The sequence below is a fragment of the Duganella sp. BJB1802 genome (assembly GCF_013369445.1).
GTDB lineage: Bacteria > Pseudomonadota > Gammaproteobacteria > Burkholderiales > Burkholderiaceae_D > Rugamonas > Rugamonas vulcania_A.
In genome coordinates this window covers 132045-158476 of record NZ_JABWEF010000005.1, presented here as the reverse complement: position 1 = coordinate 158476, position 26432 = coordinate 132045, and the positions used below count along the sequence as shown (strand labels likewise).

The following is a 26432-nucleotide window of genomic DNA, read 5'->3' as shown; positions in this document are numbered from 1 at the left end:
TTCACATCTTTGCGGCTTATCTCATGGCAAACCAATCTAGTGCAACGAACGATCAAACGGCTGAACAACCTGGCGCGGACAAGGACGCGCCGCTCAAAGAAGATATCCGGCTGCTAGGCCGCCTGCTGGGCGACGTGCTGCGCGACCAGGAGGGCGAGGAAGTCTACGCCGTGGTCGAAACCATCCGCCAGACGGCGGTGCGCTTCCGCCGCGAGGCCGACGCCGGCGCGGCCAAGGAACTGGACGGCATGCTGAAGATCCTCACGCGCGAGCAGACCATCTCGGTGGTGCGCGCGTTCTCCTACTTCTCGCACCTGGCCAACATCGCGGAAGACCAGCACCACATCCGCCGCCGCCGCGCCCACCTGCTGGGCGGCTCGAAGCCGCAGCAAGGCAGCGTCAACTTCGCGCTGTGCAAGCTCAAGGAAGCCGGCGTCAGCCAGGAAACCGTCAGCACCTTCTTCCAGGACGCGCTGATCGCCCCGGTGCTGACGGCGCACCCGACCGAAGTGCAGCGCAAATCCATTCTTGACGCGGAACACGACATCGCCCGCCTGCTGGCCGAGCGCGACCTGCCGCTGACGCCGAAGGAACAGGCGGCCAATATGCACCTGCTGCGCGCGCGCATCGCCACGCTGTGGCAGACCCGCATGCTGCGCTACTCCAAGCTGACCGTGGCCGACGAGATCGAAAACGCGCTGTCCTACTACCGCATCACCTTCCTGCGCGAGCTGCCGGGCCTGTACGACGACATCGAATCCGACATCGCCGCGCACTACGGCGACGGCGGCGAGGCCAAGGCCATCACCGCGCCCTACGTGCAGATGGGCAGCTGGATCGGCGGCGACCGCGACGGCAACCCCAACGTCAACGGCGGCACCATGGAGCACGCGCTGACGCGCCAGGCCACCACCATCCTGGACTTCTACCTGGAGGAGGCGCACCTGCTGGGCGCCGAACTGTCGGTGTCGACCCTGATGATCGCCTGCAGCCCGCAGCTGCAGGCGCTGGCCGACCAGTCGCCGGACACCTCGGACCACCGCGCCGACGAACCCTACCGCCGCGCCCTGATCGGCATCTACGCCCGCCTGGCCAGCACCGCGCGCGCGCTGGGCGCCACCAACATCCTGCGCAAGGAAGTGGGCCACGCCGAGCCGTACGCCACGGCGGCCGAATTCTCGGCCGACCTGCAGGTGCTGGTCGACTCGCTCAACGCCAACCACGGCGCCGTGCTGGTGCAGCCGCGCCTGTCGACGCTGAAGCGCGCGGCGGACATCTTCGGCTTCCACCTGGCCTCGCTGGACATGCGGCAGTCGTCCGACATCCACGAGCGCGTGCTGGGCGAGCTGTTCGCCAAGGCCGGCGGCCAGCAGGACTACCCGTCGCTGGACGAGGACGCCAAGGTGGCGCTGCTGCTGAGCGAGCTGGCGCAGCCGCGCCTGCTGTACTCGCCGTACATCGCCTACTCGGCCGAGACCGACTCCGAGCTGGGCGTGCTGCGCGCGGCGCGCCAGATCCGCGCGCTGTACGGCGAGCGCGCCATCCGCAACTACATCATCTCGCACACCGAGACCGTGTCCGACCTGCTGGAAGTGCTGCTGCTGCAAAAGGAGATGGGCCTGCTGCGCATCGCCGAGCAGGAGCTGGACCTGATGGTGATCCCGCTGTTCGAAACCATTCCCGACCTGCAGCGCGCGGCCGGCATCATGGAAGCGGTGATGGCGATCCCGCTGGTCAAGGCGCTGATCGCGCGCCAGGGCCAGATCCAGGAAGTCATGCTGGGCTATTCTGACTCCAACAAGGACGGCGGCTTCCTCACCTCCAACTGGGAGCTGTACAAGGCCGAGACCCACCTGGTCACCGTGTTTGAAAAGGCCGGCGTCAAGCTGCGCCTGTTCCACGGCCGGGGCGGCACGGTCGGCCGCGGCGGCGGTCCGTCGTACGAGGCCATCCTGGCGCAGCCGCACGGCACCGTCAACGGCCAGATCCGCCTGACCGAGCAGGGCGAGATCATCGCCTCCAAGTTCTCCAACAAGGACATCGGCCGCCGCAACCTGGAGCTGCTGGTGGCCGCCACGCTGGAGGCCAGCCTGATGCCGCAGTCGGCCGACGGCGCCCACCTGGCCCAGCTGCGCCAGTTCGAGGCCATCATGGCCGAGATCTCCGACCGCGCCTACAAGGCCTACCGCAACCTGGTCTACGAGACCCCGGGCTTCACCGACTACTTCTTCGCCGCCACGCCGATCGCCGAGATCGCCGAGCTGAACCTCGGTTCGCGCCCGGCCTCGCGCAAGTCGACCAAGCGCATCGAGGACCTGCGGGCGATTCCGTGGGGCTTCTCGTGGGGCCAGTGCCGCCTGCTGCTGCCGGGCTGGTACGGCTTCGGCAGCGCCATCGGCGCCTGGATCGCCGACGGCCCGCGCGACGAGCGCCTGGCCCAGCTGCAGGCCATGTTCCGCCAGTGGCCGTTCTTCGCCACGCTGCTGTCGAACATGGACATGGTGCTGGCCAAGACCGACCTGGCGATCGCCTCGCGCTACGCCGAGCTGGTGCAGGACAAGGAGCTGCGCGAGCGCATCTTCAAGCGCATCACCGAGGAGCACGCGAACACGCTGGAGATCCTGCAAAGCATCACCGGCGCCAGCGAGCGCCTGGCCGGCAACCCCTTGCTGGCGCGCTCGATCCAGAACCGCTTCGCCTACCTCGATCCGCTGAACCACCTGCAGGTCGAGCTGATCAAGCGCCACCGCGCGCTGTCGAGCGAGCCGGGCAAGGCCGACGAGCGGGTGCACCGCGGCATCCACCTGTCGATCAACGGCGTCGCGGCCGGCCTGCGCAACACCGGCTAAGCCGCCGCACACCGAGGAACGCCCCGCGCCGCAAGGTCCGGGGCGTTTTTTGTTAAGAAATGAAAAAAAACCTACCACCGGTCGCCATCCCGCCAAATAGTGATGGTTTTCAGCGCCGCGATATTGGGGATTTTTCCCCAAAAGTGTATGGATTTACAGACACCCAGCACGAAAGTCCTCAGGCAACTTGCAAGCTTTAAGTAGAATTAATCACACCCGATCGACAAGTTGAATCGGTATAAATGATTCCCGCCGGCGCCAAAAGCGCGGAGCGGAACGAAGCGGCAAGATCTGACCCGGAGGATACCCATGAAGTTGAGCACCCGTCGCCCGCTGCATCCGTCTGGCCCCTCTCCGGCCCACCCAGCGCTCTTGCTCTAGAGCCCCCCATCTCCGAATACATCCCGATTTCACGCGTGCCGACAAGGCACGCGTTGGAAGCGTGCGCGCCGCGCCTGGCTGCAGATCCGCGTGGCGACGCACAAAACAGATCGTCCTCCAGGACGACTTTACGCAGTTGAACCTTGTGGCACACCCTTACGACACATCTTTTGGAGAGACATCATGACATTCAGCCGCAAACTGACCATGCTGGCAGCCTGCCTGGCCTGTGTAACCGCCGCGCACGCCGGCACGATCAAGGAAGACAAGGACTCCCTGTTCAAGCCGACCGGCAAGGGCTGGGGCGAGCTCGACCTTGATTCGATGAGCCATCCCGAGCGCGCCGCCACGCTGAAGGCCCAGCGCAGCGCCAACCTGACCTACCAGGGCGGCCCGGTCATGGTGGCGCCGACCAAGGTCTACTACATCTGGTACGGCTCGGCCTGGGACAGCGCGTCGCAGAACGTGCTCAACAATATCGCCTCGCACATCGGCGGCTCGCCCTACTTCAACATCAACACCACCTACTACAACGCCAGCAACACCCACGTGGTGAACCAGGTGACGCTGGCGGGCAGCACCAGCAACGCCGGCACGCTGGGCAGCAAGCTGACCGACGCCAACATCCAGACCGTGGTGACCAGCGCCATCAGCTCCGGCGCGCTGCCGCTCGATTCCAACGCGGTCTACTTCGTGATGACCGACAAGAACACCACCGCCACCTCGGGCTTCTGCACCCAGTACTGCGGCTGGCACACCAACACCAACTTCAACGGCCAGAACATCAAGTACGCCTTTGTCGGCAATCCGGAAACCCAGTGCGCGTCCGCGTGCGGCGCCACCTCGCCGAGCCCGAACAACACGCCGGGCGCGGACGCCATGGCCAGCATCTTCTCGCATGAGCTGGAAGAGGCGGTCACCGACCCGGACGGCAACGCCTGGTACTCGACGCAAAGCGGCATGGAGAACGGCGACAAGTGTGCATGGAACTTCGGCACCACCGCCACCGCCTCGAACGGCGCCAAGTACAACCAGACCTTCGGCACCATGAAGTATCTGATCCAGCAGAACTGGGTGCTGCTGCCCAGCCAGGCGTGCGCGCAGCACTATCCGTAATACAATCGATCTGAACTGATCCAGCCGCCGCAGGGCATCGCGGCGGCGTCCCTTCCACTGGAACGTTCATGCAAAAAACATCATTGATCGGGCTGGCCTTGCTGGCCCTGGCGCAGAGCGTGGCGCACGCCGCGCCGCCGCGCACGGTGCCGACCGTCACCCGCACGGTACAACTGTTCAGCACCCTGGAAAACGACTGGCTGGACGCGGTGCACAACCGCGATGCCGAGGCCGTGAAAAAAATCGTCGCCGACGAATTCGAACTGCGCAGCGCCGCCGTGCCCGGCCGCCCCACCGCGCGCGCCGAATGGCAGCAGCAGGCGTTCGCCGCGCCGGCGCTGGAGTCGAACATCGAACAAATGGCGGTGCACGAATACGGCGAGCTGGCGGTGGTCAGCTTCATGTGGAAGATCGCGGCGCCGAAAAACAGCACGTTGCCCAGCCAGGTGTTCGTGGTCGATACATGGAAGCAGGTGGACGGGGCCTGGAAGGTGCTTGCCCGCTATGCCGCCACCGTGGACGGCGCCGGCAAGGCGGTGCCGGGCTCCGACCTGGCCGCGCCGGCAATCAACAAGAAATACTGAAGCCGGCCATGACGACGTCCCTGCACCGCGAACGCTACTGGCTGGGCGCCGCCGTCCTGGCCGGCGTGGCGCTGGTGTGGTACTGGCCAGCCGGCGACAGCCCCGGCCCGGCGGCGGCGCCGGCCGTCGCGCCGGCGCCGCACGACACCTTCGGCCTCGCCAGGTGGGACAGCGGCCCGCGCCAGCCAAGCGAACTGCCGCTCGACGATCAGCTCGCGCCCTCCTCGCTGTCGACCGACGCCAGCGGCAAGCTGGTGGTGGATGCGCCGTTGCGCGTGCTGTTCGAGTTCTTCCTGGTGCGCGGCGACGGCGCCGACCTCGATGCGCGCGCCGCGCAACTGCGCGCCCATCTGGAGCGGCAGGTCAGCGGCGCCGCCGGCGAACAGGCCAGGACGCTGGCCGCCCGCTACACGGCCTACATGCGCGCGCATGACGAACTGCTGGCAAGCCAGCGCATCGCCCTGGCCGCCGGGTCCGCCCCCACGGCACAGCAGGTCGAGCAGCTGGCGACATGGCAGCAGCAGCGCGCGCGCCTGCGCCAGAGCACCTTCGGGCCGGCCATCGCCGACCGCTGGTTTGGCGCAGATGACGCCGAACTGGCGCAAACGGTGGCCGACCTGCGCGCGCGCGCCGACGCAAGCGCGGGCGCCGGCAACGAAGCCGAACCCGATTCCAATACGCTGCGCGAGCGCCGCCTGCACGACGCCACGTGGGAGGCGGCACGCGACACCGACACCGGCGAACTGCTGGCCCGCGCCACGCAAAGCTACGAAGCCGCCGCCGGCGAGGAGCGCACTTGGCGCGCGCACTACCTGCGCTACCGCGCCGACGCCGCCCTGCTGACCGCCGCCGCCGGCACCGACACACGCCGCCGCCAGCTTGAAGCACTGCAGGCGCGGATCTTCCCCAACGAGCGCGAGCGCATCCGCGCGCGCGCCAGCGGCATCGAATAACCCCATCCGACAGGAACGCGACGCATGAAGCAAACCACCGCGCTGCTGCTGGCAGCCAGCCTTCTGGCCCTGCCCGCAGCCAACGCCGAAACACCAGCGGAAGCCCGCATCAAAGCCCTGATCACGCCCCGCCTGGGCGTCAACATCAAAGTCGATTCGGTGACCAAGACGCCGTACGGCGGACTGTACGAAATCAGCACCAACGGCGACATCTTCTACACCGACGAAAGCGCGCGCTACCTGTTCGTCGGCAAGGTGGTCGACACCGCCAACAACTACCAGGACCTGACGCGGGCCAGGGCCGACCAGCTGGCCGCGATCCATTTCTCCGAGCTGCCGCTGGAGACCGCCATCAAGACCGTCAAGGGCAGCGGCAAGCGCGTGATGGCGGTGTTCGAGGACCCCAACTGCCCCTACTGCCGCAAGCTGCACCAGACGCTGGAAGGCATCGACAACGTCACCATCTACACCTTCCTGCTGAACATCCTGTCGGACGACTCGGCGGTCAAATCGAAGGACATCTGGTGCGCCGCCAACCGCGCGCAGGCCTGGCACGACTGGATCGTCAACGCCAAGGCGGCGCCGGCCGCGCCGGCCGCCTGCCCGACACCCAACGAGCAAATCCTCGCGCTGGGCAAGAAGCTGCACGTGGCAGGCACGCCGACCATCTACTTCAGCGACGGCACCCGCACCGGCACCGCGTTCGACAAGCAGGCCTTGGAGGCCAGGCTGGACGCGGCGTCCAGGTAGGTCCGGCGTAATTTTATTTCCTTAAGGATTGATCAATCTGGCGAAAAAGGCATTAGAATATGACAACACCCACTACCTTGGACCGCCATGACAAACCTGATCGACTCGCTGGGAAAATCGGAAATTGACAGCATGTTCAACCGTATCAAGACCGAGATCGGCAACGCCGCGCCCGACGGCGAGCTGCACGCGCTGATCGCCGCCATGCCGGCGGCCTTGTTCATCAAGGATGCGCAGTCGCGCGTGCTGCTGATGAACCCGGCCTGCGAGGCGCTGTGGGGCATCCCCTTCGAGGCCATGCGCGGCAACGACGGCGCCGCCTTCTTCCCGGCCGAGCAAACCGCGTACTTCCTCAAGCACGACCGCATCGCCTTCGACAGCGGCGAGTACACCGTCTACGAGGAAGACCTGTGGCATGCCGGCCGGGGCGAAAACCGCCGGCTGGAAACCCACAAGCAGGCCACCTACGACGAGCAGGGCCGGCCCAAAATGCTGATCGCTATGTGCGTCGACATCACCGACCGCAAACGGACTGAAGGCTAGCAGCAAAATAGCATTAGAATATGAGTATCGGACCACTGCCTACGCCGTCATGAAAAACCTGATCGAATCGCTGGGAAAATCGGATATTGAAAGCATGCTCAGCCGAGTTCAGGGCGACGGCGCCGGCGCGGCGGCCGACGGCGATCTGCATCAGCTGGTGAGCGCCATGCCGCTGGCCCTGTTCATCAAGGACGCGCAATCGAACGTCCTGCTGATGAACCCGGCCTGCGAGGCGCTGTGGGGCATCCCCTTCGACGCCATGTGCGGCAACGACGGCGCCGCCTTCTTCCCGGCCGAGCAGACCGCCTACTTCCTCGAACACGACCGCATCGCCTTCGACAGCGGCAAGCACGTCGTCTACGAGGAAGAGCTGTGGCACGCCGGCCTCGGCGAAAACCGCTGGCTGCAAACCCACAAGCAACCGATCTACGACGCACAGGGCCGGCCCAAGATGCTGATCGCCATGTGCGTCGACATCACCGACCGCAAGCGCGCCGAGAGCAAGCTGAAGTCGTCGCTGCACGAGTTGCGGACCCTGTCCCAGCACCAGCACACGGCCAAGGAAAGCGAACGCCGCCGCATCGCCCAGGACGTGCACGACGACCTGGCGCAAAACCTGCTGGCGCTCAAGCTGGACGTGACCGCGCTGCACAACCGCACCCGCGCGCGCCAGCCGCTGCTGCACCGGCGCACCGCGCTGGCGCTGAGCACGCTGGACGCCAGCATCCTCGCGGTGCGCGAACTGATCAACGAACTGCATCCGCGCACGCTGGAGCTGGGCCTGTCGGCCGCCATCGAATGGCAGATGCAGCAACTGGAGCGGCGCCACGGCCTGCGCTGCCGGCTGGAGCTGCTGGAGGACAGCGCCGCGCTGGACCAGCGCCAGATCACCGGCATCTACGGCATCGTGCTGACGGCGCTGGGCTATCTGTGCGAACAGAGCGGCACCCGCAGCGTGCAGGCCACGCTCAACCTGCGGCCGCAGCAGCTGTCCATCGTCGTCAGCGGCGACGGCCTGAGCGAGCCGCAGTCGGCGCGCGGCGCGCTCGACCTGGGCGCCATCCGCGCCCGCCTGGCGGACTTCGGCGGCGAGCTGGCGGTGGCGCACCTGCCCGGCGCCGGCACCGTGCTGCGCATGAACCTGCCGGCCACCATCCCGGTCCCCTGAGCTCCGCCCGCCGCGCCGATGAGTTTTAGCCCGCGCCGCCCCTGGCTGCTGGCCGCCGCGCTGCTGCTGGCGGCGTGGCGCCCGGCCGCCGCCGTGGCTGGCCACGCACGCCTGCTGAGCGAATACAGCCACCACGCCTGGACCGCCGCCGAGGGCGCGCCGGCGCAGATCCAGGCCATCACCCAGACCCCGGACGGCTGGCTGTGGCTGTCCACGCCGAACGGCCTGTACCGCTTCGACGGCCTCAACTTCGAACGGCGCGAGCAGGTCGGCGGCCGCAAGCTGCTGTCGACCATCGTGCTGCCGCTGTACACGGCGCCGGACGGCGCGCTGTGGGTCGGCTACCGCTTCGGCGGCGCCAGCGTGTTCAAGGACGGCCAGGTGCGCCACTACGGCGCCGCCGACGGTTTCCCGCCCGGCGCCGCCTACAGCTTCGCGCGCGCGCCGGACGGCGTCATGTGGGCCACCAGCGCCGGCGGCCTGGCCTGGCTCGACGGCGAACGCTGGCGGCGCGTCGGCCCCGACAGCGGCTTCGACCCCGGCGCCAGGTCGGTGTGGCAGGTGCTGTTCGACCGCGACGGCACGCAATGGGTGTCGACCGACCGCGCGGTCTACTACCGCCGCCAGGGCGAGCGCCGCTACCAGGTGGCCAGCCCGGCCAACATCCGCCTGTCGTCGCTGGCGGCGGCGCCGGACGGCACCGTCTGGGCCTCCAACGGCAGCGACGCCAACTACCGGCTGTCGCAGCGCGCGCCGGACGGCAAGCCGCCGGCCCGTCCCGAACTGCCCGGCAGCGGCATGTGGTTCGACCGCGCCGGCACCATGTGGCTGCTGAGCGAGGACCGGGTCGAGCGCATGCTGCCGGACGTGTTTCCCGATCCGCGCCAGCGCATCACGCGGGAACAGGGCCTGAGCGGCATGAGCCCGCAGACCTTTTTCGAGGACCGCGACGGCAATGTCTGGATCGGCACGGTCGCCGGCCTGGACCGGTTCCGCCGCAACCGCGTTGCGCCGCTGCCGGGCAATCTGGACATCGCCACGCCGGCGTTGCGGGCCGACGCGGACGGCAAGGTCCGCGTCAGCGGCTTCGGCGCCGGCTCCTGGCTGATGGACGCCGACGGCAGGCAATACGAGCACGCGCCGTACTTCTTCCTGTCGTCCGCCGCCGGCCGCGACGGCCGTCCGGCGCTGGGCACCGACCACGGCATCTGGCTGCCCGGCCCCGGCACGCTGATCGCGCCACCGCCGGCGGCGCGCCAAGACGCGCCGCTGACACGCACGCTGGCCCAGGACGGCGGCGGCGACTGGTGGGCCAGCTACCTGAACCTGGGCATCTTCCGCCACCACGACGGCGCCTGGACGCGCGTCGACGATGCGCGGCTGCCGGCCGCGCGCGTGCTGTCGATGTGGACCGATCGCGGCGGCCGCGTCTGGACGGGCTACCAGGACAACCGCGTCGCCATCCTCGACGGCGGCGCCGTCACCGTGCTGGGCGCGGCGCAGGGACTGGCCGTCGGCAACGTGCTGAGCGGGGCCGAGCGCAACGGCCACCTGTGGGTGGCGGGCGAACTGGGCGCCGCGCTGTACGACGGCCTGCGCTTCGGGCCGCTGCGCATGGCCGACGGCCACCCGCTGCGCGGCATCAGCGGCGTGGTGGAGACGGCCGGCGGCGACCTGTGGCTGCACGGGCACGACGGCGCCTTCCACATCGCCGCCGCGCAGCTGGCCCCGTTCCTGCGCGGCGGCGCGGCGGTCGGCTACGAGCTGCTGGGCGTGGACGACGGCCTGGCCGGCGCGGTGCAGCCGACCGGCCCGTTCCCGTCGATGGTGGAGGCGAGCGACGGCAAGCTCTGGCTGTCGAGCTACAACGGCGTCATGCTGATCGCGCCCGACCGGATCCGCCGCGACGCCAGGCCACCGCTGGTGGAACTGCGCGCGGTCGAGAGCGACGGCAAGGCCTACCCGGCCGACGCGCCGCTGACGCTGCCGCAGGGGGCGAACAACCTGCACATCGGCTTCACCGCGCTGGGCCTGTCGATGCCGGGGCGGATCGCCTTCCGCTACCGGCTCGACGGCGTGGACCGCGACTGGCAGCCGGCCGGCAACCGGCGCGAGGCGTTCTACACCAACCTGGGGCCGGGCCAGTACCGCTTCCAGGTCATCGCCGCCAACCAGGACGGCGTCTGGAACACCGAGGGCGCGGCGCTGCCGGTGACGATCCCGCCGACCTTCGTGCAAAGCCTGTGGTTCAAGCTGATCTGCGCGGCGGCGCTGGCGGCGGCGCTGGTGGCGGCCTGGCGCTGGCGGCTGGCGCAGATGGCGCGCCTGATCGAGGCGCGCCACGTCGAGCGCCTGAGCGAGCGCGAACGCATCGCCCGCGCGCTGCACGACACCTTCCTGCAGGAGGCGCAGGGCACCATCCTGATGATGCAGCTGGCGATGGAACAGGTGCCGCCGGCGCTGCCGGCGCGCGCCGCCATGGAGCGCGGCATCGGCTACATCGAGCAGGCGCTGGTCGAGGGCCGCGACGAGGTGCGCGGCCTGCGCTCGCCGCTGCGCGACAACGAGACGCTGGGCGAGTCGCTGGAACGCTTCGGCCAGCGGCTGGCGGCTGGACTTTCGGCCAGTTTCCGGCTCGATCAAAAAGGCGCACCATACACCCTGCCCGTCATCACCGCCGACGAGGTGTTCTCCATCGGCCGCGAGGCCATCTGCAACGCCTTCCGCCACGCGCAGGCCAGCGCCATCGAGGTGGAGCTGGACTACGGTCCCCGGCGGCTGACGCTGCAGGTGAGCGACAACGGCAAGGGCATCGCGCAGGAGACGCTGGCGCAAGGCGGCCGCAGCGGCCATTGGGGCCTGGTCGGCATGCGCGAGCGGGCGGCGCGCATCGGCGCGGCGCTGGAGCTGGGCAACCGGGACGAGGGCGGCGCCTTTGTGCGCCTGACCTTGCCCACTATGTACGCCAGCGCATAGACGGCGCGGCGCAATATCGCTGTAATCACGTTTTGCATTCCCACCCACGAGGAGCAAGTTCATGAAACTGAAAGACAAAGTCTGCATCGTCACCGGCGCCGCCAGCGGCATCGGCAAGGAAATCGCTTTGGTGTACGCGCGCGAAGGCGGCAAGATCGTCATCGCCGACCTGAACCTGGAGGCGGCGCAGGCCACCGCCAATGAGCTGAAGGCCAGCGGCCACCAGGCCATGGCCATCGCCATGAACGTGGTCGACGAGGGCCAGGTCAACGCCGGCATCGCCAGCGTGGTCGAGGCCTGGGGGCAGATCGACGTGCTGGTCAGCAACGCCGGCATCCAGATCATCCATCCGGTCGAGGAGTTCCCCTACGAGGAGTGGAAGAAGCTGCTGTCCATCCACCTGGACGGCGCCTTCCTGACCACCAAGGCTTGCCTGCCGCATATGTACAAGGCCGGCAGCGGCAGCGTGATCTACATGGGCTCGGTGCATTCGAAGGAAGCGTCCAAGCTCAAGTCGGCCTATGTGACGGCCAAGCACGGCCTGATCGGCCTGGCCAAGGCGGTGTCGAAAGAAGGCGCCGAGCACGGCGTGCGCGCCAACGTGATCTGCCCCGGCTTCGTCCGCACGCCGCTGGTGGACAAGCAAATCCCCGAGCAGGCCAAGACCTTGGGCATCTCGGAGGACGACGTGGTCAAGAAGGTCATGCTGGTCGATACCGTGGATGGCAAGTTCACCACCGTCGAGGACGTGGCCGAGGTGGCGCTGCTGTTCGCCAGCTTCCCGTCGAACGCGCTGACCGGGCAATCGCTGGTGGTCAGCCACGGCTGGTTCATGCAATAGGAGGACGCCATGGCCACGCTGACGCCGGCAGCTGAACTGGCTGCCCGAAGCAAGCCCTATCCGAACGACAGCGCCAGCTACCGTGCCGCGCGCACGGCCTTGCTGGCCGAAGAGATAGAACTGCGGCGGCACATCGAACGCGTGGCCGCGCAGCGTCGCGCCCTGCCGCTTGGCGGCGAGGTGCCCGACTACAGCTTCCTCGACGAGGATGGCAAGACGGTGAAGCTGGCCGACCTGTTCGGCCGGCATGACACGCTGGTCACCTACTTCTGGATGTATGGGCCGCAGCGCGAGCGGCCGTGTCCGATGTGCACCGCCTTCCTCGGCGCCATCGACATCCCGTCGCGCGACCTGTCGCAGCGGGTGGCGGTGGCGGTGCTGGGCCGTTCGCCGGTGTCGCGCCAGCTGGCCTTCGCGCGCGAGCGCGGCTGGCGCAACCTGGCCTTCTACCAGTGCATGGGCGACGGTTTCCCGCGCGACTACCGCGGTCTGGCGCCGGACGGCAGCGAGTGGCCGGCGCTGGACGTCTGGGTCAAGCGCGACGGCAAGGTCCACCACTTCTGGGCGAGCGAGCTGGGTGGCACCGAAGATCCCGGCCAGGATGCGCGCGGCGCGCCGGACCCGACGCCGCTGTGGAATATCCTGGACCTGACGCCGGCCGGACGCGGCACGGACTGGTATCCGAAGCTATCTTACTGAGGCGGCGCCGCGGCGGCCGCGCGCGAGGTACTGGTGGAGCGTCATCACCAGCACCACGCCGGCCACCGACAGCGGCAGCCAGAGCGGCAAGGTCGACGGATAGAAATAGTCGACCAGCTTCACCGCCTGCCAGCACGCCAGCGCCAGCACCAGCAGCCATTCGCGGATGCAGGCATAGTACAGCAGCACCAGCACGGAAATAATTGAAACGATCACGAACGCTTACCCTTCTGATTTTCCGACAGCGATAAAAAAGCCAGCCCGCTCCACAAGGCCGCCAGGCCATTGCCCACGGTGAACAGCACGTGGAAGATTTTAGCATCCTGCAGCCATCCTTCCAGGTGCCCTTCCCCCAGCGCCAGCGACAGGCCGCACAGCATCAGGGCCGCGCCACGCTTGATCGACAGGTCGGACTGGCGGGCGGTCCAGCTGAAGATGCCGGCGAGGACGATGTCGAAATAGGCGATCTCGCGCTGCCAGTGCGCGGAGCTGAGCCAGTTGGTGCCCGCCGCCGTCCACGCGGGCATCACGATATGCGCGGCGGCGGCGCACAGCGCCACCAGGGACCACAGCCACAACAGTACATTGATATAAACAGTTTTCATTCAAATCCTGAAAAAACCGGCACCGAGCCGGTCAACGCCCCAGCGTCATGCGCTCCAGCAGCTCGTTGAAATCCATGTCGGGGTTGGTCTCCAGGTCGTTGGCGTACCCGCCCTCGCAGGACGCCCTGGCCGCGCCGGCCGGCACGGCCGCCACCTTGTCCTTCAGGCCCCCGTTGAACACGCCCATCACCGCAGCGACATGGGCATCGATTTCCGCCTCGGTCGCCGCCGGCTGGCGGGCCCGCATTTGCTGGATCAGCTGCACCTTGTACAGCTGGCGCAGGATCACCAGCGCGTCCGCGTTCTGCGCCTTCCACTGCGCCAAGGCCTCCGCCAGCGCGTCGACCGAATCCGGCGCCTCCGTCTTGCAGCGTTCAAGCAGCAAGGCGTGATACGTATCGAAGTCGATCTGCGCCAGCTGGATGCCGGTGGCGATATCGATACGCGCCGCGCCCGCCATCATGGACGTGCAGGCCAGGGCCGCGCCGAAAAATACCGATTTGATCATCGCTCTCACTTTCACTGCACGACATCGAGAAAAGGCAGGAAATCCGCCGCCACGTGCGCGGCGATCACCGGGAACAGCCGCCCGCTGCGCGCATAATATATCCCGAACACCAGTCCCATCGCCAGCACCTTGGCGGCGCCCACCGGCCCTTGGTACCAGTGGCACAGCAGCCGCACCAGGATCGCGGCGCCGATGGCGTTGGAAGCGCCGAAGCGCCGCAGCCCGCGCTGCAGGTAGGCCAGCAAAAATACTTCCTCGAAGGTGCCGTTGATCAGTGCCATCGGCACCAGCGCGTACAGCGTGACGTGCGACTGCGCCAGCATCGCGTTGACCGGCTGCGCCGGTTGATCGCCGAACAGCAGGCCGACGCCCAGCGCGGCCAGACCGGCGACGAGATACAGCGCGGCGCCCATGCCCAACCCGCCCAAGGACGGCCTGGTCAGCAGCGTCGCCAACGGATAATGGCTGGCGTGCAGCACCGCCAGCGCCACGCAGGCGAGTATCAGTTCCTGCACGGCGATCGCGGCGAAGACCCCGTCATTGAAGCTCAATAGATCGGAGCCGCCGGATGCGATGCCGAACGAATCCAAAATAAAGCCGCCAAAGCAGATCGCCATGATCAACAGCGCCTGCGGCAGCGGCGTGTGCGGCAGATCCTGCATGTGATCGGCGGGCGCGGCGCGGGCCGGCTCCTCAGCCCTGCCGCGCTCGCGCCAGCGGTACAGCGCGCCGCCGCACAGCACACCCGACGGCACCGCGAAGAACCATAGCGCGCATCGCAGCCAGGATTTTGTATGCGGGAGGAAATCGAAGAAGGAGTACGCCAGCAAACCCGCCGCCGCCAGCCAGAGCGCGCGCCATGAGCCGCGCGGCGACCAGCGCGCCACCAGCGCGCCGGCCGCGATGCCGCCGGCGAAGTCCAGCAATTGCAGCCACAACCACAGCGCGGTGTCCGAATGATCGTTGAAGCGTTCGATTGCCGTGGCGCCAGGCGGGTAGCGCAACTGCAGTAGGTAGAGATGCATCACATTCAGCAGCATCACCGCGACGCCACCGGCCAGCAGGCCCAGCCACAGGCTGCGGGAGAACGGACGATAGACTGGCTTTTCCATGCAGCGGCCGGTGATGGGAAAAACGCTAGTGTATTGCAATCCGATAAAAAAGAAATACGCGGTTTGTCACGGCGAAAAAAAAGGGAGGCCCATGGCCTCCCTTCTTGTCATCCCGCCGACGCTTAGTTCTGCGTCAGGAAGGTCTTCAGCTTGTCCGAGCGCGACGGCTGGCGCAGCTTGCTCATGGCCTTCGCCTCGATCTGGCGGATACGCTCGCGGGTCACGTCGAACTGCTTGCCCACTTCTTCCAGCGTGTGGTCGTTCGACATTTCCACGCCGTAGCGCATGCGCAGCACCTTGGCTTCGCGCGGGGTCAGCGAGTCCAGCACTTCCTTGATGACGTTGCGCATCGACGCGTGCAGCGCGGCGTCCAGCGGCGCCAGGGTGGTGTTGTCCTCGATGAAGTCGCCCAGCTGCGAATCGCCGTCCTCGCCCATCGGCGTTTCCATCGAGATCGGCTCTTTGGCGATCTTCATGATTTCGCGGACTTTGTTTTCCGGCATTTCCATCTTGACCGCCAGGGTCGCCAGGTCCGGCTCGCTGCCGGTTTCCTGCATGATCTGGCGCGAGATGCGGTTCATCTTGTTGATCGTCTCGATCATGTGCACCGGCACGCGGATGGTGCGGGCCATGTCGGCGATCGAACGGGTGATGGCCTGACGGATCCACCAGGTCGCGTAGGTCGAGAACTTGTAGCCGCGACGGTATTCGAACTTGTCCACCGCCTTCAGCAGGCCGATATTGCCTTCCTGGATGAGGTCGAGGAACTGCAGGCCGCGGTTGATGTACTTCTTCGCGATCGAGATCACCAGACGCAAGTTGGCGACCGTCATTTCACGCTTGGCCTGGCGCGCGCGTTTTTCGCCGGCGGCCATCTGCTTGTTAATCTTGCGCAGGTCGGCCAGCGGCAGCGCCACGCGGGCCTGCAGGTCGATCATCTTCTTTTGCAGCTCTTTCACGGCCGGCACGTTGCGGCCCAGGATGGCGCTGTACGGATAGGCGCTGTCGACTTCGCCGTCAACCCAGTCCAGGTCGCACTCGTTGCCGGGGAAGACCTTGATGAAGTGGGCGCGCGGCATGCCGCATTTGTTCACGCACAGCTCCAGCACGGCGCGCTCGATGTGGCGCACTTCCTCCATCTGGCCGCGCAGCGTGTCGCACAGCTTCTCGACCACCTTGGCGGTGAAACGGATGCCCAGCAGCTCGGCCGAAATCGCTTCCTGCGCCGACACGTAGGCCTTGGAGCCGTAGCCGCCGCTGGCCTTGCGCATCTTGTCGTACTGGGTCGAGATGACGTCGAACTTTTCCAGCGCGGCCTTCTTCAGCTGCGCCAGCTGCTCGGTCGAGAAGCCCGCCGCGCCGCCGTTGGCGTCGCCGTCTTCCTCCTCGACTTCCTCTTCCTCTTCCTCATCGTCGTCCGACGCGGCGGCGGGCGCGGCCGCGACGGCCGGCGTGTTGTTCGCCTCGTTCAGGTCGACGAAGCCGTCCACCACTTCATCGACCTTCAGTTCGTCGGCTTCGATCTTCTTGGCCAGCGCGACGATCTCGGCGATCGTGGTCGGGCAGGCGGAGATGGCCTGGATCATGTCCTTCAGGCCGCCCTCGATGCGCTTGGCGATCTCGATCTCGCCTTCGCGCGTCAGCAGCGCCACGGCGCCCATTTCGCGCATGTACATGCGGACCGGGTCGGTGGTGCGGCCGAAGTCGGAGTCGACCGTCGACAGCGCGGTCGCGGCGGCCGCCTCCACTTCGTCGTCGGAGGTGACGGTGGCCACGCTGTCGGTCAGCAGCAGCGACTCGGCGTCCGGCGCGCGCTCGTAGATGGCGATGCCCATGTCGTTGAAGGTCGCGATGATGCCTTCGATCGCTTCAGGGTCGACAATGTTTTCCGGCAGTTGGTCGTTGATCTCGGCGTAGGTCAGGAAGCCGCGCTCCTTGCCCATGTTGATCAGGTTCTTGATCTGGGTGCGGCGGCGTTCCAGCTCCTCGGCGGTGCTCTTGGAATCGACGCCCAGCATGTCGGCGGCGCCGCCCTTGGCCTTGCGCTCGCGGGCCTTGGACACGGCCTTCAGCTCGGCGCGCTCGACCGCGTTCAGCGCGGCGACTTCGTCGTTCTCAGGCGTGAACTCGGACGGCTTGCGGCCGCGGCGGCCCGGCACCTTGACGCTCGGCAGCAGGTAGCCGGAGGTGTCGATCGAGGCCAGCGTGGCGGCGTCGGTCACCTGGCTGACGGCCGGGCCGGCGGTCACGATGACGACAGGAGCGGGCTCGGCCTTGGCGACCTTGACCAGCTTGGACTTCGGCGCGGCCTTGACCACCACCGCCGCCGCGCCGGTGTCGGCGCCCGGGATGACGGCGGTCTTGCGCGCCACCTTGACGGTCTTGATGGGCGCGTCCGAGGCGTCGGCCTGCACCGCCACCTGGGCTTCCGCCTGGGCCGCTTCGGCCGCGGCGCTCAGGCGCGTTTTCTTTTTGACTACCGTTACTTTGCTCGCTGCCTCTTGCGCATTATCGATCACATAAGATAGAGTCGTCTTCGGCACCACCAGCGGAGCGGAGCTGGTACGGGCGGCCTTGACGGACAACGTTAAAGTTTTCGGCGTTTTTGTCATTAAATATCTCTCAATGCGTATTCGCCAGACAATACAAAATGCCGTAGCCCGCGCCGACCGTTGCCAGTGCGCTGGGATGGAAATGTTGTAATTTAGCTGACGATTATCTGCGGAATAAAAAAAGCCCGCGTCCAACAACGGGCTTGTTTCTCTTTTCAGTGAAGAATAGGGAGAGGGCAAAGTATGCCGTATCGCGAGACATCAGGATAATTGATAGTACCTATATCCGACATCTTAAAACCATATAACAAGGGCTACACACTCTTGTCAGACCGTCCAAATCGCATCCTGTACCAAACTGAAACGCACCGTCCTGCAAAAGTGCGTCTCGCATTATACATGTTTTGGCGTGCGAACGCACCTGCGCCGTCCAACTGGCGTATGATGTTGATGTAGTCATTTTTACATCATGGCCTAAAAGGCACTGCAATCCCGTAGTCCCCATGATATGCTCACGCCTCTTGCTTAAACTATGAAGTCGATGAACACTAGCCTCACCCCTCAGGCGCCTGCCACCGAGCCGGCCGCCACCGCGGCACCAGCAGCGCAGTCCCCGCGCAGCTTGTTGAAACAATTGCAAACCCAATTCCCGGCCTTCCGCGATTTCCTGCCCCTGTCGATCGGTATCGACAAGCAGATCCTCGCCGTCATGCCCGAACTGGACCGCAAAACCATGCGCACCGCGCTCGGCATCCACACCGGTTCGCTGCGCTACCTGAAGGTCATGGAAAAAGCCAAGGTGCGCCACGATCTGGACGGCACCCCCGGCGCCGAAGTGACCGACACCCATCGCGCCCACGCCACGCAGGTCTTGCAGGAACGCTTCAAGAAGGAAGCCGAACGCAAGAAGGCCGAACGCGAAGCGGCCGCCGCCGAGGAAGCGGCGCGCGTGCGCGCCGACAAGCTGAACCAGCTGACCGCGAAGTTCTCGCGCAAAGGCTGAGTTGGCTCTGTTGGCTCCGTTGAACACCCAGCATCCCGCCGTGCCGGCGGAGGCCGAGCTTCCGCCCTACATCGGGATACGCATCGCCGATGTGCGGCTGGTCACCACGGCCGGGCAGGCGGTCGCCGCGCGCGACGCCCTGCTGGCCGCCGACGCCATCGGCTTCGACACCGAATCCAAGCCGACCTTCACCAAGGGCGAGACCTCGACCGGTCCGCACCTGATCCAGTTTTCCACCGACAGCACCGCCTACCTGTTCCAGATCGGCGCCAGCACCTCCGCGACCATCCTCGAGGCGTTGCAGGCGGTGCTGGAGACGCCGACGTTGCTCAAGGTGGGCTTCGGCCTGTCCGACGACGTCAAGCGGCTGCACGCCAAGCTGGCGATCCGCGCGGCCGGCGTGGTCGATTTGTCGGTGGCGCTGCGCACGCCGGGCCAGCGCAACGACCTCGGCGCCAAGACCGCCGTCGCCAAGTTCTTCGGCCAAAAGCTGCAGAAGTCCAAGAAGATCTCCACCACCAACTGGGCGCTGCCGCGCCTGAACGAGAAGCAGATCCTGTACGCGGCCGACGACGCCCAGGTGGCCTTGCGGGTCTACCGCCACTTCATCGCCGCCGGCAACAAGCTGCCGCCGATGAAGGCCGTGAAACTTCCCCGTCCGCCGAAGCCGCAGTAGCGGGATGATCTGGTATCCTTGCCAGATAGCTACGACTTCAAGGAATCGCATGTTCACATCTTCCGTCGTGCGCGCGGGCGCCGCGCTGGCCCTGGCCGGCTTCGGCCTGCCGTTGCTGGCCGCCACGCCCGCCACCCTGCCCGACACGCTGGAACAACGCGTGGCCGCCTGCACCGCCTGCCACGCCGTCAAGGAACGCGGCGACGCCTTCTTCCCACGCATCGCCGGCAAGCCGGCCGGCTACCTGTACAACCAGCTGGTCAATTTCCGCGAGGGCCGGCGGCATTATCCGATGATGACCTACATGGTCGACCACCTGCCGGACGCCTACCTGCGCGAAATCGCCGACTACTTCTCGCAACAGCACCCACCCTACCCGCCGCCCCAGGCCGGCGGCGCCGGCGGCGATGCCCTGGCGCGCGGCGAGGCGCTGGTGCGCAACGGCGATCCGTCGAAGAAGATCCCGGCCTGCGTGGCCTGCCACGGCAGCGCGCTGACCGGCGTGGCGCCGGCGATCCCCGGCCTGGTCGGCCTGCCCAGCGACTACATCAACGCCCAGTTCGGCGCATGGAAGAACAAGGTGCGCCGCGCCGCCGCGCCGGACTGCATGGCGGAGATCGCCAACCGCCTGACGCCGGCCGACGTGGCCGCCGTCTCCGGCTGGCTCAGCAAGCAAACACCGGACGCCGCCGCCCGCCCCGGCGCCGCCGACAGCATCGCCCTGCCCCTGCCGCTGAACTGCGGCAGCGTGCCGGCACCTTGAGGGCCAGCCCATGAAGAAAATCATTTATACCGTTATCGCCGTGCTGGCGGCGGGCATCCTGTACGTGCTGTTCGGCGGCTCCGACGACGCCGGACCGGCGCCCACCGTCACCGCGACGCTGGCGCCGGCAGAGAAGATCGCGCGCGGCGCCTACCTGGCCAAGGCCGGCGACTGCATGGCCTGCCACACCGTGCGTGGCGGCGCGCAGTACGCCGGCGGGCGGGCGCTGCAAACGCCGTTCGGCAACGTCATCTCGCCCAACATCACCTCCGACAAGGCCACCGGCATCGGCGGCTGGAGCGCGGACGACTTCTGGCGCGCGCTGCACAACGGCAAATCGAAGGATGGACGCCTGCTGTATCCGGCCTTCCCGTACACCAACTACACCCGCATCACGCGCGACGACGCGGACGCGCTGTACGCCTACTTCCAGTCGGTGCCGGCGGTGGCGCAGGCCAACCGGCCGCACACCTTGCGCTTCCCCTACAACCAGCAATTCATGCTGGCCGCGTGGCGCGCGTTGTACTTCAAGCCGGCCGTGTTCCGCGAGGACAGCAAGCAATCGGTGGACTGGAACCGTGGCGCCTACCTGGTGCAGGGCCTGGGCCATTGCAGCGCCTGCCACAGCGCGCGCAACACGCTGGGCGCGAGCGACGGCGAAGGCTTGTCGGGCGGCCTGATCCCGGTGCTGGGCTGGTACGCGCCCTCGCTCAACGCCGGCGCCGAGGCCGGGCTGGGCGAATGGATGCAGCCGCACATCGCGCAACTGCTGAAGACCGGCGTCTCGCCGCGCGCGACCGTGTTCGGGCCGATGGCCGAGGTGGTACGGCAAAGCCTGCAGCACCTGAGCGACGGCGACATCAACGCCATGGCGGTCTACCTGAAAGCGCTGCCGGGCGACGACAAGAAATCCGACTTCGAGCGCGACAAGGGCGCCGAGGCCATGGCCTACCTGGCGGCCGGCGCCAAGCTGTACGAGAAGCACTGCGTCGACTGCCACGGCGCAGGCGGCGCCGGCCTGCCGCCGGGCTATCCGCCGCTGGCGGGCAACCGCGCGCTGACGATGGAGCAGGCGGTCAACCCGATCCGCATCGTGCTCAACGGCGGCTTCGCGCCCGGCACCGAAGGCAACCCGCGCCCATATGGCATGCCGCCGTTCGGCCACGTATTGAACGATACGGAGGTGGCGCAGGTCGTGTCCTACCTGCGCAGCGCCTGGGGCAACAACGCACCACCGGTCAACGGCAACGACGTCAACCGCTACCGCGCGATTCCACTGGATTAACGTCGTCGCCTGATTTGACACGAGCCTGCCGTAGTGCGCGCACTACGGCAGAGCTCGTGTCCGAATGTCAGACTTGACCCCACCGAGACGCCTGGCAGGATCGACATCGTCGAGCCGGTTGGCGAGATCGTGGACGATCCCAATCCGACGGATAAGAAATTCCCCGGCAACCCGACCAAGTCCCACCGCTCGAAGCAAGCGTTGCGCGTGGTGGGCGAGGTCAAGGAATGGCAAGGCCACTCCCCCGAAGCGCTGCAGGCGATGAAGGACCATGTCGAGAAGCTCAGGCTGCAAGGCATCGAGGCGGTCGACGATTAAGCCGCTCCGCGCTGCCATGCCGCGCACCAGCACGTTTATGCGGCGGCCAGGCTCCTGAGCGACGGCACGACTTCCGCCAGGCCGGCGACCTCGAAGGTGGGCACCGCGTCCGATGCGTTGGCGAGGCGGCCGGGGTTGAACCAGCAGCTTTCGATGCCGTACCGGTTGGCGCCGAGGATGTCGGCGTCGAGCCGGTCGCCGACGATGATCGATTCCGGTTTCGCGAAGGCGCGCGCCATGCGGGCCGCGTACTCGAAGAAACGCACGTCGGGCTTGGCGTGGCCGCAGGCCTCGGAGGTGGCGACAAACGATATGCTGTCGGCCAGCCCCGAGCTGGCGATACGGCGGTTCTGGATGGCCTCGACGCCGTTGGTGATGATGCCCACCTCGCCGATGGCCGACAGCGTCTCGCACAGCTGGTTGGCGCCGTCGATGAGGACCACGGTGTCGGGCAGCGACTCCAGATAGATGCTGCTGGCCGCCTCGGGATCGAGCTCGACGCCGTGGGCCTGGAAGGTCTTGCGGAAGCGCTCCACCTTCAGGAAGTCCTTGCTCACGGCGCCGGTCTCGAAGTCGCGCCAGAGCTGCACGTTGATCGCCTGGTACTGGAGAAAAATCGGTTCCACATCATCGCGCAGGCCGAGCTCGCGCATGGTCCGCACGAACGAGAGTTTTTCCGATGCCTTAAAGTCCAGCAGTGTATCGTCCAGGTCAAAAAGAAATAGTCTGTGCTTCATATCTTGGTGGGGTCAAGTCTGACATTCGGACACGAGCTCTGCCGTAGCAGCCTCGCTACAGCAGAGCTCGTGTCCGAATGTCAGACTTGACCCCAATTTTTGGTTAGTAGTGCTCGGCGAAGCCGATGCGGTCGGTGGTGGCGTTGCGGGCGTCGTCGACGCTGACCTTGCCCGCCGTGAGCAGCGCGCGCAGCGAGGCGTTCATCGTGTGGCAGCCCTCGCCCGGCTTGGTTTCCATCCAGTTGCGCAGCGCCGAGATCTGGCCGCTGGCGATCATGCCCACCACCTCCGGATTCGACGTCAGGCATTCGGTGGCCAGGTGGTAGCGGTCGCCATCGACCGACGGCAGCAGCGCCTGGCACAGCACGCCCCGCAGCGCGTGCGCCAAGGCCTGCGATTGCGGCTCGCCGTTGCCCAGCAGCCGCACCATCTTCTGCAGCCCCAGCTCGGTCGAGCGCGCGTGCAGCGAGGCCAGCACCAGCGGCCCCGATTCGGCCAGCGCCAGCGCTTCCTGCGCGGTCTGGGCGTCGCGGATCTCGCCGATGACGATCACGTCCGGCCGCTCGCGCAGCGCGTCCAGCGCGCCCAGGTAGAAGCTCTCGACGTCGCCGTCGAAACCCACCTCGCGCTGCGTGATCACGCACTGGCGCTGCGGGATCAAGGTCTCCACCGGGTCCTCGATGGTAATGATGTGGCCGGAACGGTGCTTGTTGATCTCGTCGAGCATGGCGGCGATGGTGGTCGACTTGCCCTGGCAGGTGTCGCCGATGATCAGCACCAGCCCGCTGGTGAGCTTGGCGAAGTTCTGCTCGGCCTGGCGCAGGCCCAGCTCGCTAAGCACCATCGGCTCCTTCGGAAAACGCCGGATCACGCAGCCCAGCCGCTTCTTGCCCTGGAAGCTGAAGCAGTTGGCGCGGATGCGCGCCGTGTGCAGGTCCACCGCGCGGTCGAAGGCGCGGTCCTGGATGCGCTCGGCCCAGTTCGGCTCGACCACCTCGAAGAATTCCTGCAGCTCCTCGCGCGTGATCGGCGAATCCGTCACCGCGACCAGCCCCTTCGGCTGGCGCAGCAACAACGGGCTGTTCTGGTGGATCAGGATGTCGCTGAAGATCAGCTTGGAATTGAGCAGATGCAGGATCTGCTCGACGAGCGTGCCGAACACCGGGTGGTCTTCGTTCTCGATGTAGGTCAGGGTGCGTATCTGCGACGACTGGTAATGTTCCATCTCTGCTCTCGGTGGGGTCGGTGGTGCTCCCCAACGATTATAAGAGAAAAAATTGCGCCATCGAAATATTTTAGCTGCGGACCTTGGGATATTTGAAGCCGGTGCGCAGGTCCATGCTGTAGCGCTGCTTGCCCTCGGTGACCAGCACGTGGTCGGGCGGTTCCTCGCCGGCCAGCGCGCGGTAGAAGATCGGCAGGCCCTCGCCCTTGCGGACCAGGTCGTCGCAACGCTCGTAGACGTTGGGGCAGCCGGTCTCGGCCAGCAGCGCCTGCACGATGGCCACCTTCCAGGCATCGACGCCGGCCGACTGGAACTGGCAGATCAGGTAGCCCTGGACGCCGCCCCAGCTGTCGACCAGCAGGCCGGACAAGCCATCCTCGTCGCCGCGCACCACCGGCACCAGGTCGTTGGGGCCGGCCGCGCGCACGCTGGCGGCGCGCTTGGCCACGGCGGCCTTGACGCGGCGCTTGATCAGCGCGTGGTCGACCGGCTCGTCCTCCTTGTAGGTCCAGATGCGGGCGCAGATCTGCGATTTGGCGTTGTACGCTGCGCGGCCGATGAACTGGCGCGACGAGGTCTGCACGGTGGCGGTGGCGCCGGGCTTGTTCTTTTCCTGCGGCTTGCCGTCGACCTTGTCGACCGCGGAGGCGTAAATCCAGGGGTCGCCGGCCAGCAGGCTCTTTTCCTTGCCCTGTTTGATGGTGATGATAAGCATGTGCGTCCAATATGTGCGGTGTTGCGGGATAGGCCGAATGATACCTCATGCCGGCCGCCCCGCCCCGCCGCCGGACGCGGCCTGCTCCCCGGCCTGTGCATTCTGTTCCGCGCCCGCTGCAATCTGTCGCAGCCCGGTTTCGCGCGGCGCGGCGAGTCCGTAGTATCCAACCTCAAGAGCTGTGCCAACCATCACGAGGAGATCATCATGGCAAATCCATCCGTCCGCAGCGCGCTGCGCATCCTGTTCCTGTCCGCCGGCCTGCTGGCCGTCGCCGCGCCGGTGGGCGTGGCCGTGGCCGGCCCGTTCAGCTGGTTCCACGGCGAGCGCGTGCAGGGCAGCGGCAAGATCGTCAAGCAGAACCGCGAGATCGGCCACTTCACCTCGCTGGCGACCAGCGTCAGCGGCAACATCGAGCTCCGCCAAGGCAACACCGAGGGCATCAGCATCGAGACCGACGATAACCTGCTGCCGCTGCTCGAGACGGTGGTCGACAACGGCACGCTGCGCATCCGGCCCACGCGCAAGGACGTCAACCTGGAGGCGCACACGATGAAGATCGTGGTGCAGGCGCGCTCGATCGAGAAGATCGCGGTGGCCGGCTCCGGCTCGGTCGAGTCCGACCAATTGCGCGGCGAGCGCCTGACGTTCGACGTGGGCGGCTCGGGCGCGATCAATGTGCGCAAGCTGGAGAGCGAATCGGTGGCGATCGCGCTGGGCGGCAGCGGCAACCTGAAGGTGGGCGGCAACGTCGAGCGCTTGCAGGTGTCGATCGGCGGCTCGGGACGGGTACAGGCCGGCCAGCTGGCCGCGCGCGATGTGACGGTGAGCATCGGCGGCTCCGGCGAGGCCACGGTGTGGGCCAAGCAGACGCTGAACCTGAGCGTGGCCGGCTCGGGCGACATCAGCTACTACGGCGATCCGAAGCTGACCAGCAGCGTGCTGGGTTCGGGCAGCGTCAAGCGGCTGGGCGCTGCGCCGCAGTAAAGACTTGCGCCGGATCGCGGCCGTCGATCAGCGCCTCGATCCAGGCGCTGAGTTGGGCGACGTCGGCGTGGTCCACTTTTTCGGCGACGCTACCCGGCAACGCTGCGCCTTGCCGATCCAGCAATGCCTGCAAAACGCCTTTCAGCGCTCCGTGCTCTCCCTCCCGCCGCCCTTGCTCCATTCCTTGCTGTAATCCTTCGCGACGCCCCTCCTTCAAGCCCTCGGTGCGACCACGATTGACGGCCTCATATTCGAGCAACGCTTCGTAAGTCTTGAATCGTCTGTTAAAAAGCATCACCGGCTCCTCCTTGAAGTTCATATTAGCTTCGCCAAATTCGTCCTGCAAGGTCGTGTGCACCCAGCGCGCAAGGCTATCGCGGGCACGGGCGATATCAGGGGCTTTCATTCGTTCGGCGAAAGCGCCCAGCGCGGACAGCAAGTCGGCGTTGGTCTTCGCGCCCAGCAGACGGAACAAGATGCCCAGGATGTTGGCCGGATCGGCCGTGGCCAGACTGCGATGCTGGTCGATCAACAGGTACCGCTGCCGGGGCTGAAAATGTTCGAGTCCGACCGGCGGTGCCAGCATCAACTCGGCCAGGTCCTTGCTGCCGCGCCAAGGGCGATGTCCGTGGTACAGCACGACGGGCAGCACCGGCGGCAACTTGCCACGCCGGCTCAGGCGGCGCTGGGCGACCAAGTCCTGCAGCAACAAACCCACGTAGACCTGCATCCGCAAAGCCATCCAGCGGTCGGAACGGGCCTGGAATTCCAGCAGGAGGTAGACGTAGACCCACTCCCCGCCCACCCTGGCTCGCCACACCATGTCCTGGTGGCGCTGCTTGCCGCGGTCGCTGGTGTAGCTGGCGTTGACGCGCTCTAGCATGCTCACATCCAATGACCGCGCCCAATCCGCCGGCAAAAACCCGGCCAGCAGATCCCGCACGATTTCGGGATGCGCGAAGAGTTGGCGGTAAAGCGTGTCGCTGCGGGAGTTCATCCAAAAAATTGTAGCGCCCGCCTGTAGACGCGGGTACGCTAGGCGGGCGCTGTTTGGCCCGCATCAAGCCGGCGCGAATAAGAAACTCA

At 66.7% G+C, this 26432-nt stretch carries 25 protein-coding genes; 16 read left to right on the top strand and 9 right to left on the bottom strand.

Annotated elements, in window-relative coordinates; all coding sequences use genetic code 11:
- Positions 1-23: 23 nt before the first annotated feature.
- From ppc to HUX88_RS10285, 10 genes are all read left to right on the top strand, one after another.
- Positions 24-2849 carry a phosphoenolpyruvate carboxylase gene (ppc, locus tag HUX88_RS10330; protein WP_176361708.1) on the top strand — a complete coding sequence of 942 codons (2826 nt, stop codon included), beginning with the start codon at positions 24-26 and terminating at the stop codon, positions 2847-2849.
- A gap of 564 nt (positions 2850-3413) precedes the next feature.
- Complete coding sequence (locus HUX88_RS10325) at positions 3414-4346, top strand: hypothetical protein (RefSeq protein ID WP_117009728.1); 933 nt, start codon at positions 3414-3416, stop codon at positions 4344-4346.
- Between the two features lie 68 nt (positions 4347-4414).
- Entirely contained in the window at positions 4415-4930 is a 516-nt protein-coding gene (locus tag HUX88_RS10320) for a nuclear transport factor 2 family protein (protein WP_117009727.1), read from the top strand.
- An 8-nt stretch (positions 4931-4938) separates the two neighbouring features.
- Entirely contained in the window at positions 4939-5883 is a 945-nt protein-coding gene (locus HUX88_RS10315; protein ID WP_176361707.1) for a lipase secretion chaperone, read from the top strand.
- Positions 5884-5907: 24 nt separating this feature from the next.
- Complete coding sequence (locus HUX88_RS10310; protein WP_176361706.1) at positions 5908-6633, top strand: DsbC family protein; 726 nt, start codon at positions 5908-5910, stop codon at positions 6631-6633.
- Between the two features lie 87 nt (positions 6634-6720).
- Positions 6721-7176 (top strand): PAS domain-containing protein, encoded by a 456-nt coding sequence (locus tag HUX88_RS10305; RefSeq protein WP_117009724.1) that lies wholly within the window; start codon positions 6721-6723, stop codon positions 7174-7176.
- A 94-nt stretch (positions 7177-7270) separates the two neighbouring features.
- Positions 7271-8344 (top strand): PAS domain-containing protein, encoded by a 1074-nt coding sequence (locus tag HUX88_RS10300; RefSeq protein WP_229213314.1) that lies wholly within the window; start codon positions 7271-7273, stop codon positions 8342-8344.
- 18 nt (positions 8345-8362) lie between these two features.
- Positions 8363-11320, top strand: a complete 2958-nt coding sequence (locus tag HUX88_RS10295; protein WP_176361705.1) for a sensor histidine kinase — start codon at positions 8363-8365, stop codon at positions 11318-11320.
- A 61-nt stretch (positions 11321-11381) separates the two neighbouring features.
- Positions 11382-12161 (top strand): 3-hydroxybutyrate dehydrogenase, encoded by a 780-nt coding sequence (locus HUX88_RS10290; protein WP_117009721.1) that lies wholly within the window; start codon positions 11382-11384, stop codon positions 12159-12161.
- 9 nt (positions 12162-12170) lie between these two features.
- On the top strand, positions 12171-12860 hold the full coding sequence (locus HUX88_RS10285; RefSeq protein WP_117009720.1) for a DUF899 family protein: 690 nt from the start codon (positions 12171-12173) through the stop codon (positions 12858-12860).
- Here HUX88_RS10285 and HUX88_RS10280 read toward each other — a convergent pair.
- The 5 genes from HUX88_RS10280 to rpoD form a co-directional block, all read right to left on the bottom strand.
- On the bottom strand, positions 12849-13076 hold the full coding sequence (locus HUX88_RS10280; protein ID WP_176361704.1) for a hypothetical protein: 228 nt from the start codon (positions 13074-13076) through the stop codon (positions 12849-12851). The two genes, HUX88_RS10285 and HUX88_RS10280, sit on opposite strands and share 12 nt — an antisense overlap.
- Positions 13073-13465 carry a hypothetical protein gene (locus HUX88_RS10275; RefSeq protein ID WP_176361703.1) on the bottom strand — a complete coding sequence of 131 codons (393 nt, stop codon included), beginning with the start codon at positions 13463-13465 and terminating at the stop codon, positions 13073-13075. Before HUX88_RS10275 ends, HUX88_RS10280 begins: the two co-directional genes overlap by 4 nt.
- Positions 13466-13496: 31 nt before the next feature.
- A complete protein-coding gene (locus HUX88_RS10270) occupies positions 13497-13973 on the bottom strand; it encodes a hypothetical protein (RefSeq protein WP_176361702.1) in 477 nt (158 codons plus the stop codon).
- 11 nt (positions 13974-13984) lie between these two features.
- Positions 13985-15085, bottom strand: coding sequence for a CPBP family intramembrane glutamic endopeptidase (locus HUX88_RS10265; RefSeq protein ID WP_176361701.1), 1101 nt, complete (start codon positions 15083-15085; stop codon positions 13985-13987).
- 122 nt (positions 15086-15207) lie between these two features.
- Entirely contained in the window at positions 15208-17697 is a 2490-nt protein-coding gene (gene rpoD / locus HUX88_RS10260) for an RNA polymerase sigma factor RpoD (RefSeq protein WP_176361700.1), read from the bottom strand.
- A gap of 472 nt (positions 17698-18169) precedes the next feature.
- Between rpoD and HUX88_RS10255 the strand changes: the two genes are divergently transcribed.
- From HUX88_RS10255 to HUX88_RS10235, 5 genes are read left to right on the top strand one after another with little or no spacing between them, the layout of a single operon-like run.
- A complete protein-coding gene (locus tag HUX88_RS10255; RefSeq protein ID WP_176361699.1) occupies positions 18170-18640 on the top strand; it encodes a ProQ/FINO family protein in 471 nt (156 codons plus the stop codon).
- A gap of 19 nt (positions 18641-18659) precedes the next feature.
- Positions 18660-19316, top strand: a complete 657-nt coding sequence (locus HUX88_RS10250; RefSeq protein ID WP_217916283.1) for a 3'-5' exonuclease — start codon at positions 18660-18662, stop codon at positions 19314-19316.
- Positions 19317-19365: 49 nt separating this feature from the next.
- Positions 19366-20079: a c-type cytochrome gene (locus HUX88_RS10245; RefSeq protein ID WP_117009713.1), complete on the top strand. Its 714-nt coding sequence runs from the start codon at positions 19366-19368 to the stop codon at positions 20077-20079.
- Positions 20080-20089: 10 nt separating this feature from the next.
- Positions 20090-21364: a cytochrome c gene (locus HUX88_RS10240; RefSeq protein ID WP_176361698.1), complete on the top strand. Its 1275-nt coding sequence runs from the start codon at positions 20090-20092 to the stop codon at positions 21362-21364.
- A 33-nt stretch (positions 21365-21397) separates the two neighbouring features.
- A complete protein-coding gene (locus HUX88_RS10235; RefSeq protein ID WP_176361697.1) occupies positions 21398-21682 on the top strand; it encodes an NAD(+)--rifampin ADP-ribosyltransferase in 285 nt (94 codons plus the stop codon).
- Between the two features lie 35 nt (positions 21683-21717).
- Here HUX88_RS10235 and HUX88_RS10230 read toward each other — a convergent pair whose 3' ends face one another.
- From HUX88_RS10230 to HUX88_RS10220, 3 genes are all read right to left on the bottom strand, one after another.
- Positions 21718-22419 (bottom strand): YjjG family noncanonical pyrimidine nucleotidase, encoded by a 702-nt coding sequence (locus HUX88_RS10230; protein WP_176361696.1) that lies wholly within the window; start codon positions 22417-22419, stop codon positions 21718-21720.
- 103 nt (positions 22420-22522) lie between these two features.
- The gene (locus HUX88_RS10225; RefSeq protein WP_117009710.1) at positions 22523-23644 is read right to left on the bottom strand and encodes a type IV pilus twitching motility protein PilT; all 1122 of its coding nucleotides are present in this window, start codon (positions 23642-23644) and stop codon (positions 22523-22525) included.
- Positions 23645-23714: 70 nt separating this feature from the next.
- Positions 23715-24359 carry an SAM-dependent methyltransferase gene (locus HUX88_RS10220; protein WP_117009709.1) on the bottom strand — a complete coding sequence of 215 codons (645 nt, stop codon included), beginning with the start codon at positions 24357-24359 and terminating at the stop codon, positions 23715-23717.
- Between the two features lie 207 nt (positions 24360-24566).
- Here HUX88_RS10220 and HUX88_RS10215 point away from each other — a divergent pair, with 207 nt between their 5' ends.
- Entirely contained in the window at positions 24567-25346 is a 780-nt protein-coding gene (locus HUX88_RS10215) for a head GIN domain-containing protein (RefSeq protein WP_176361695.1), read from the top strand.
- Here HUX88_RS10215 and HUX88_RS10210 read toward each other — a convergent pair.
- On the bottom strand, positions 25318-26343 hold the full coding sequence (locus HUX88_RS10210) for an Rpn family recombination-promoting nuclease/putative transposase (RefSeq protein ID WP_176361694.1): 1026 nt from the start codon (positions 26341-26343) through the stop codon (positions 25318-25320). The two genes, HUX88_RS10215 and HUX88_RS10210, sit on opposite strands and share 29 nt — an antisense overlap.
- Positions 26344-26432 lie beyond the last annotated feature (89 nt).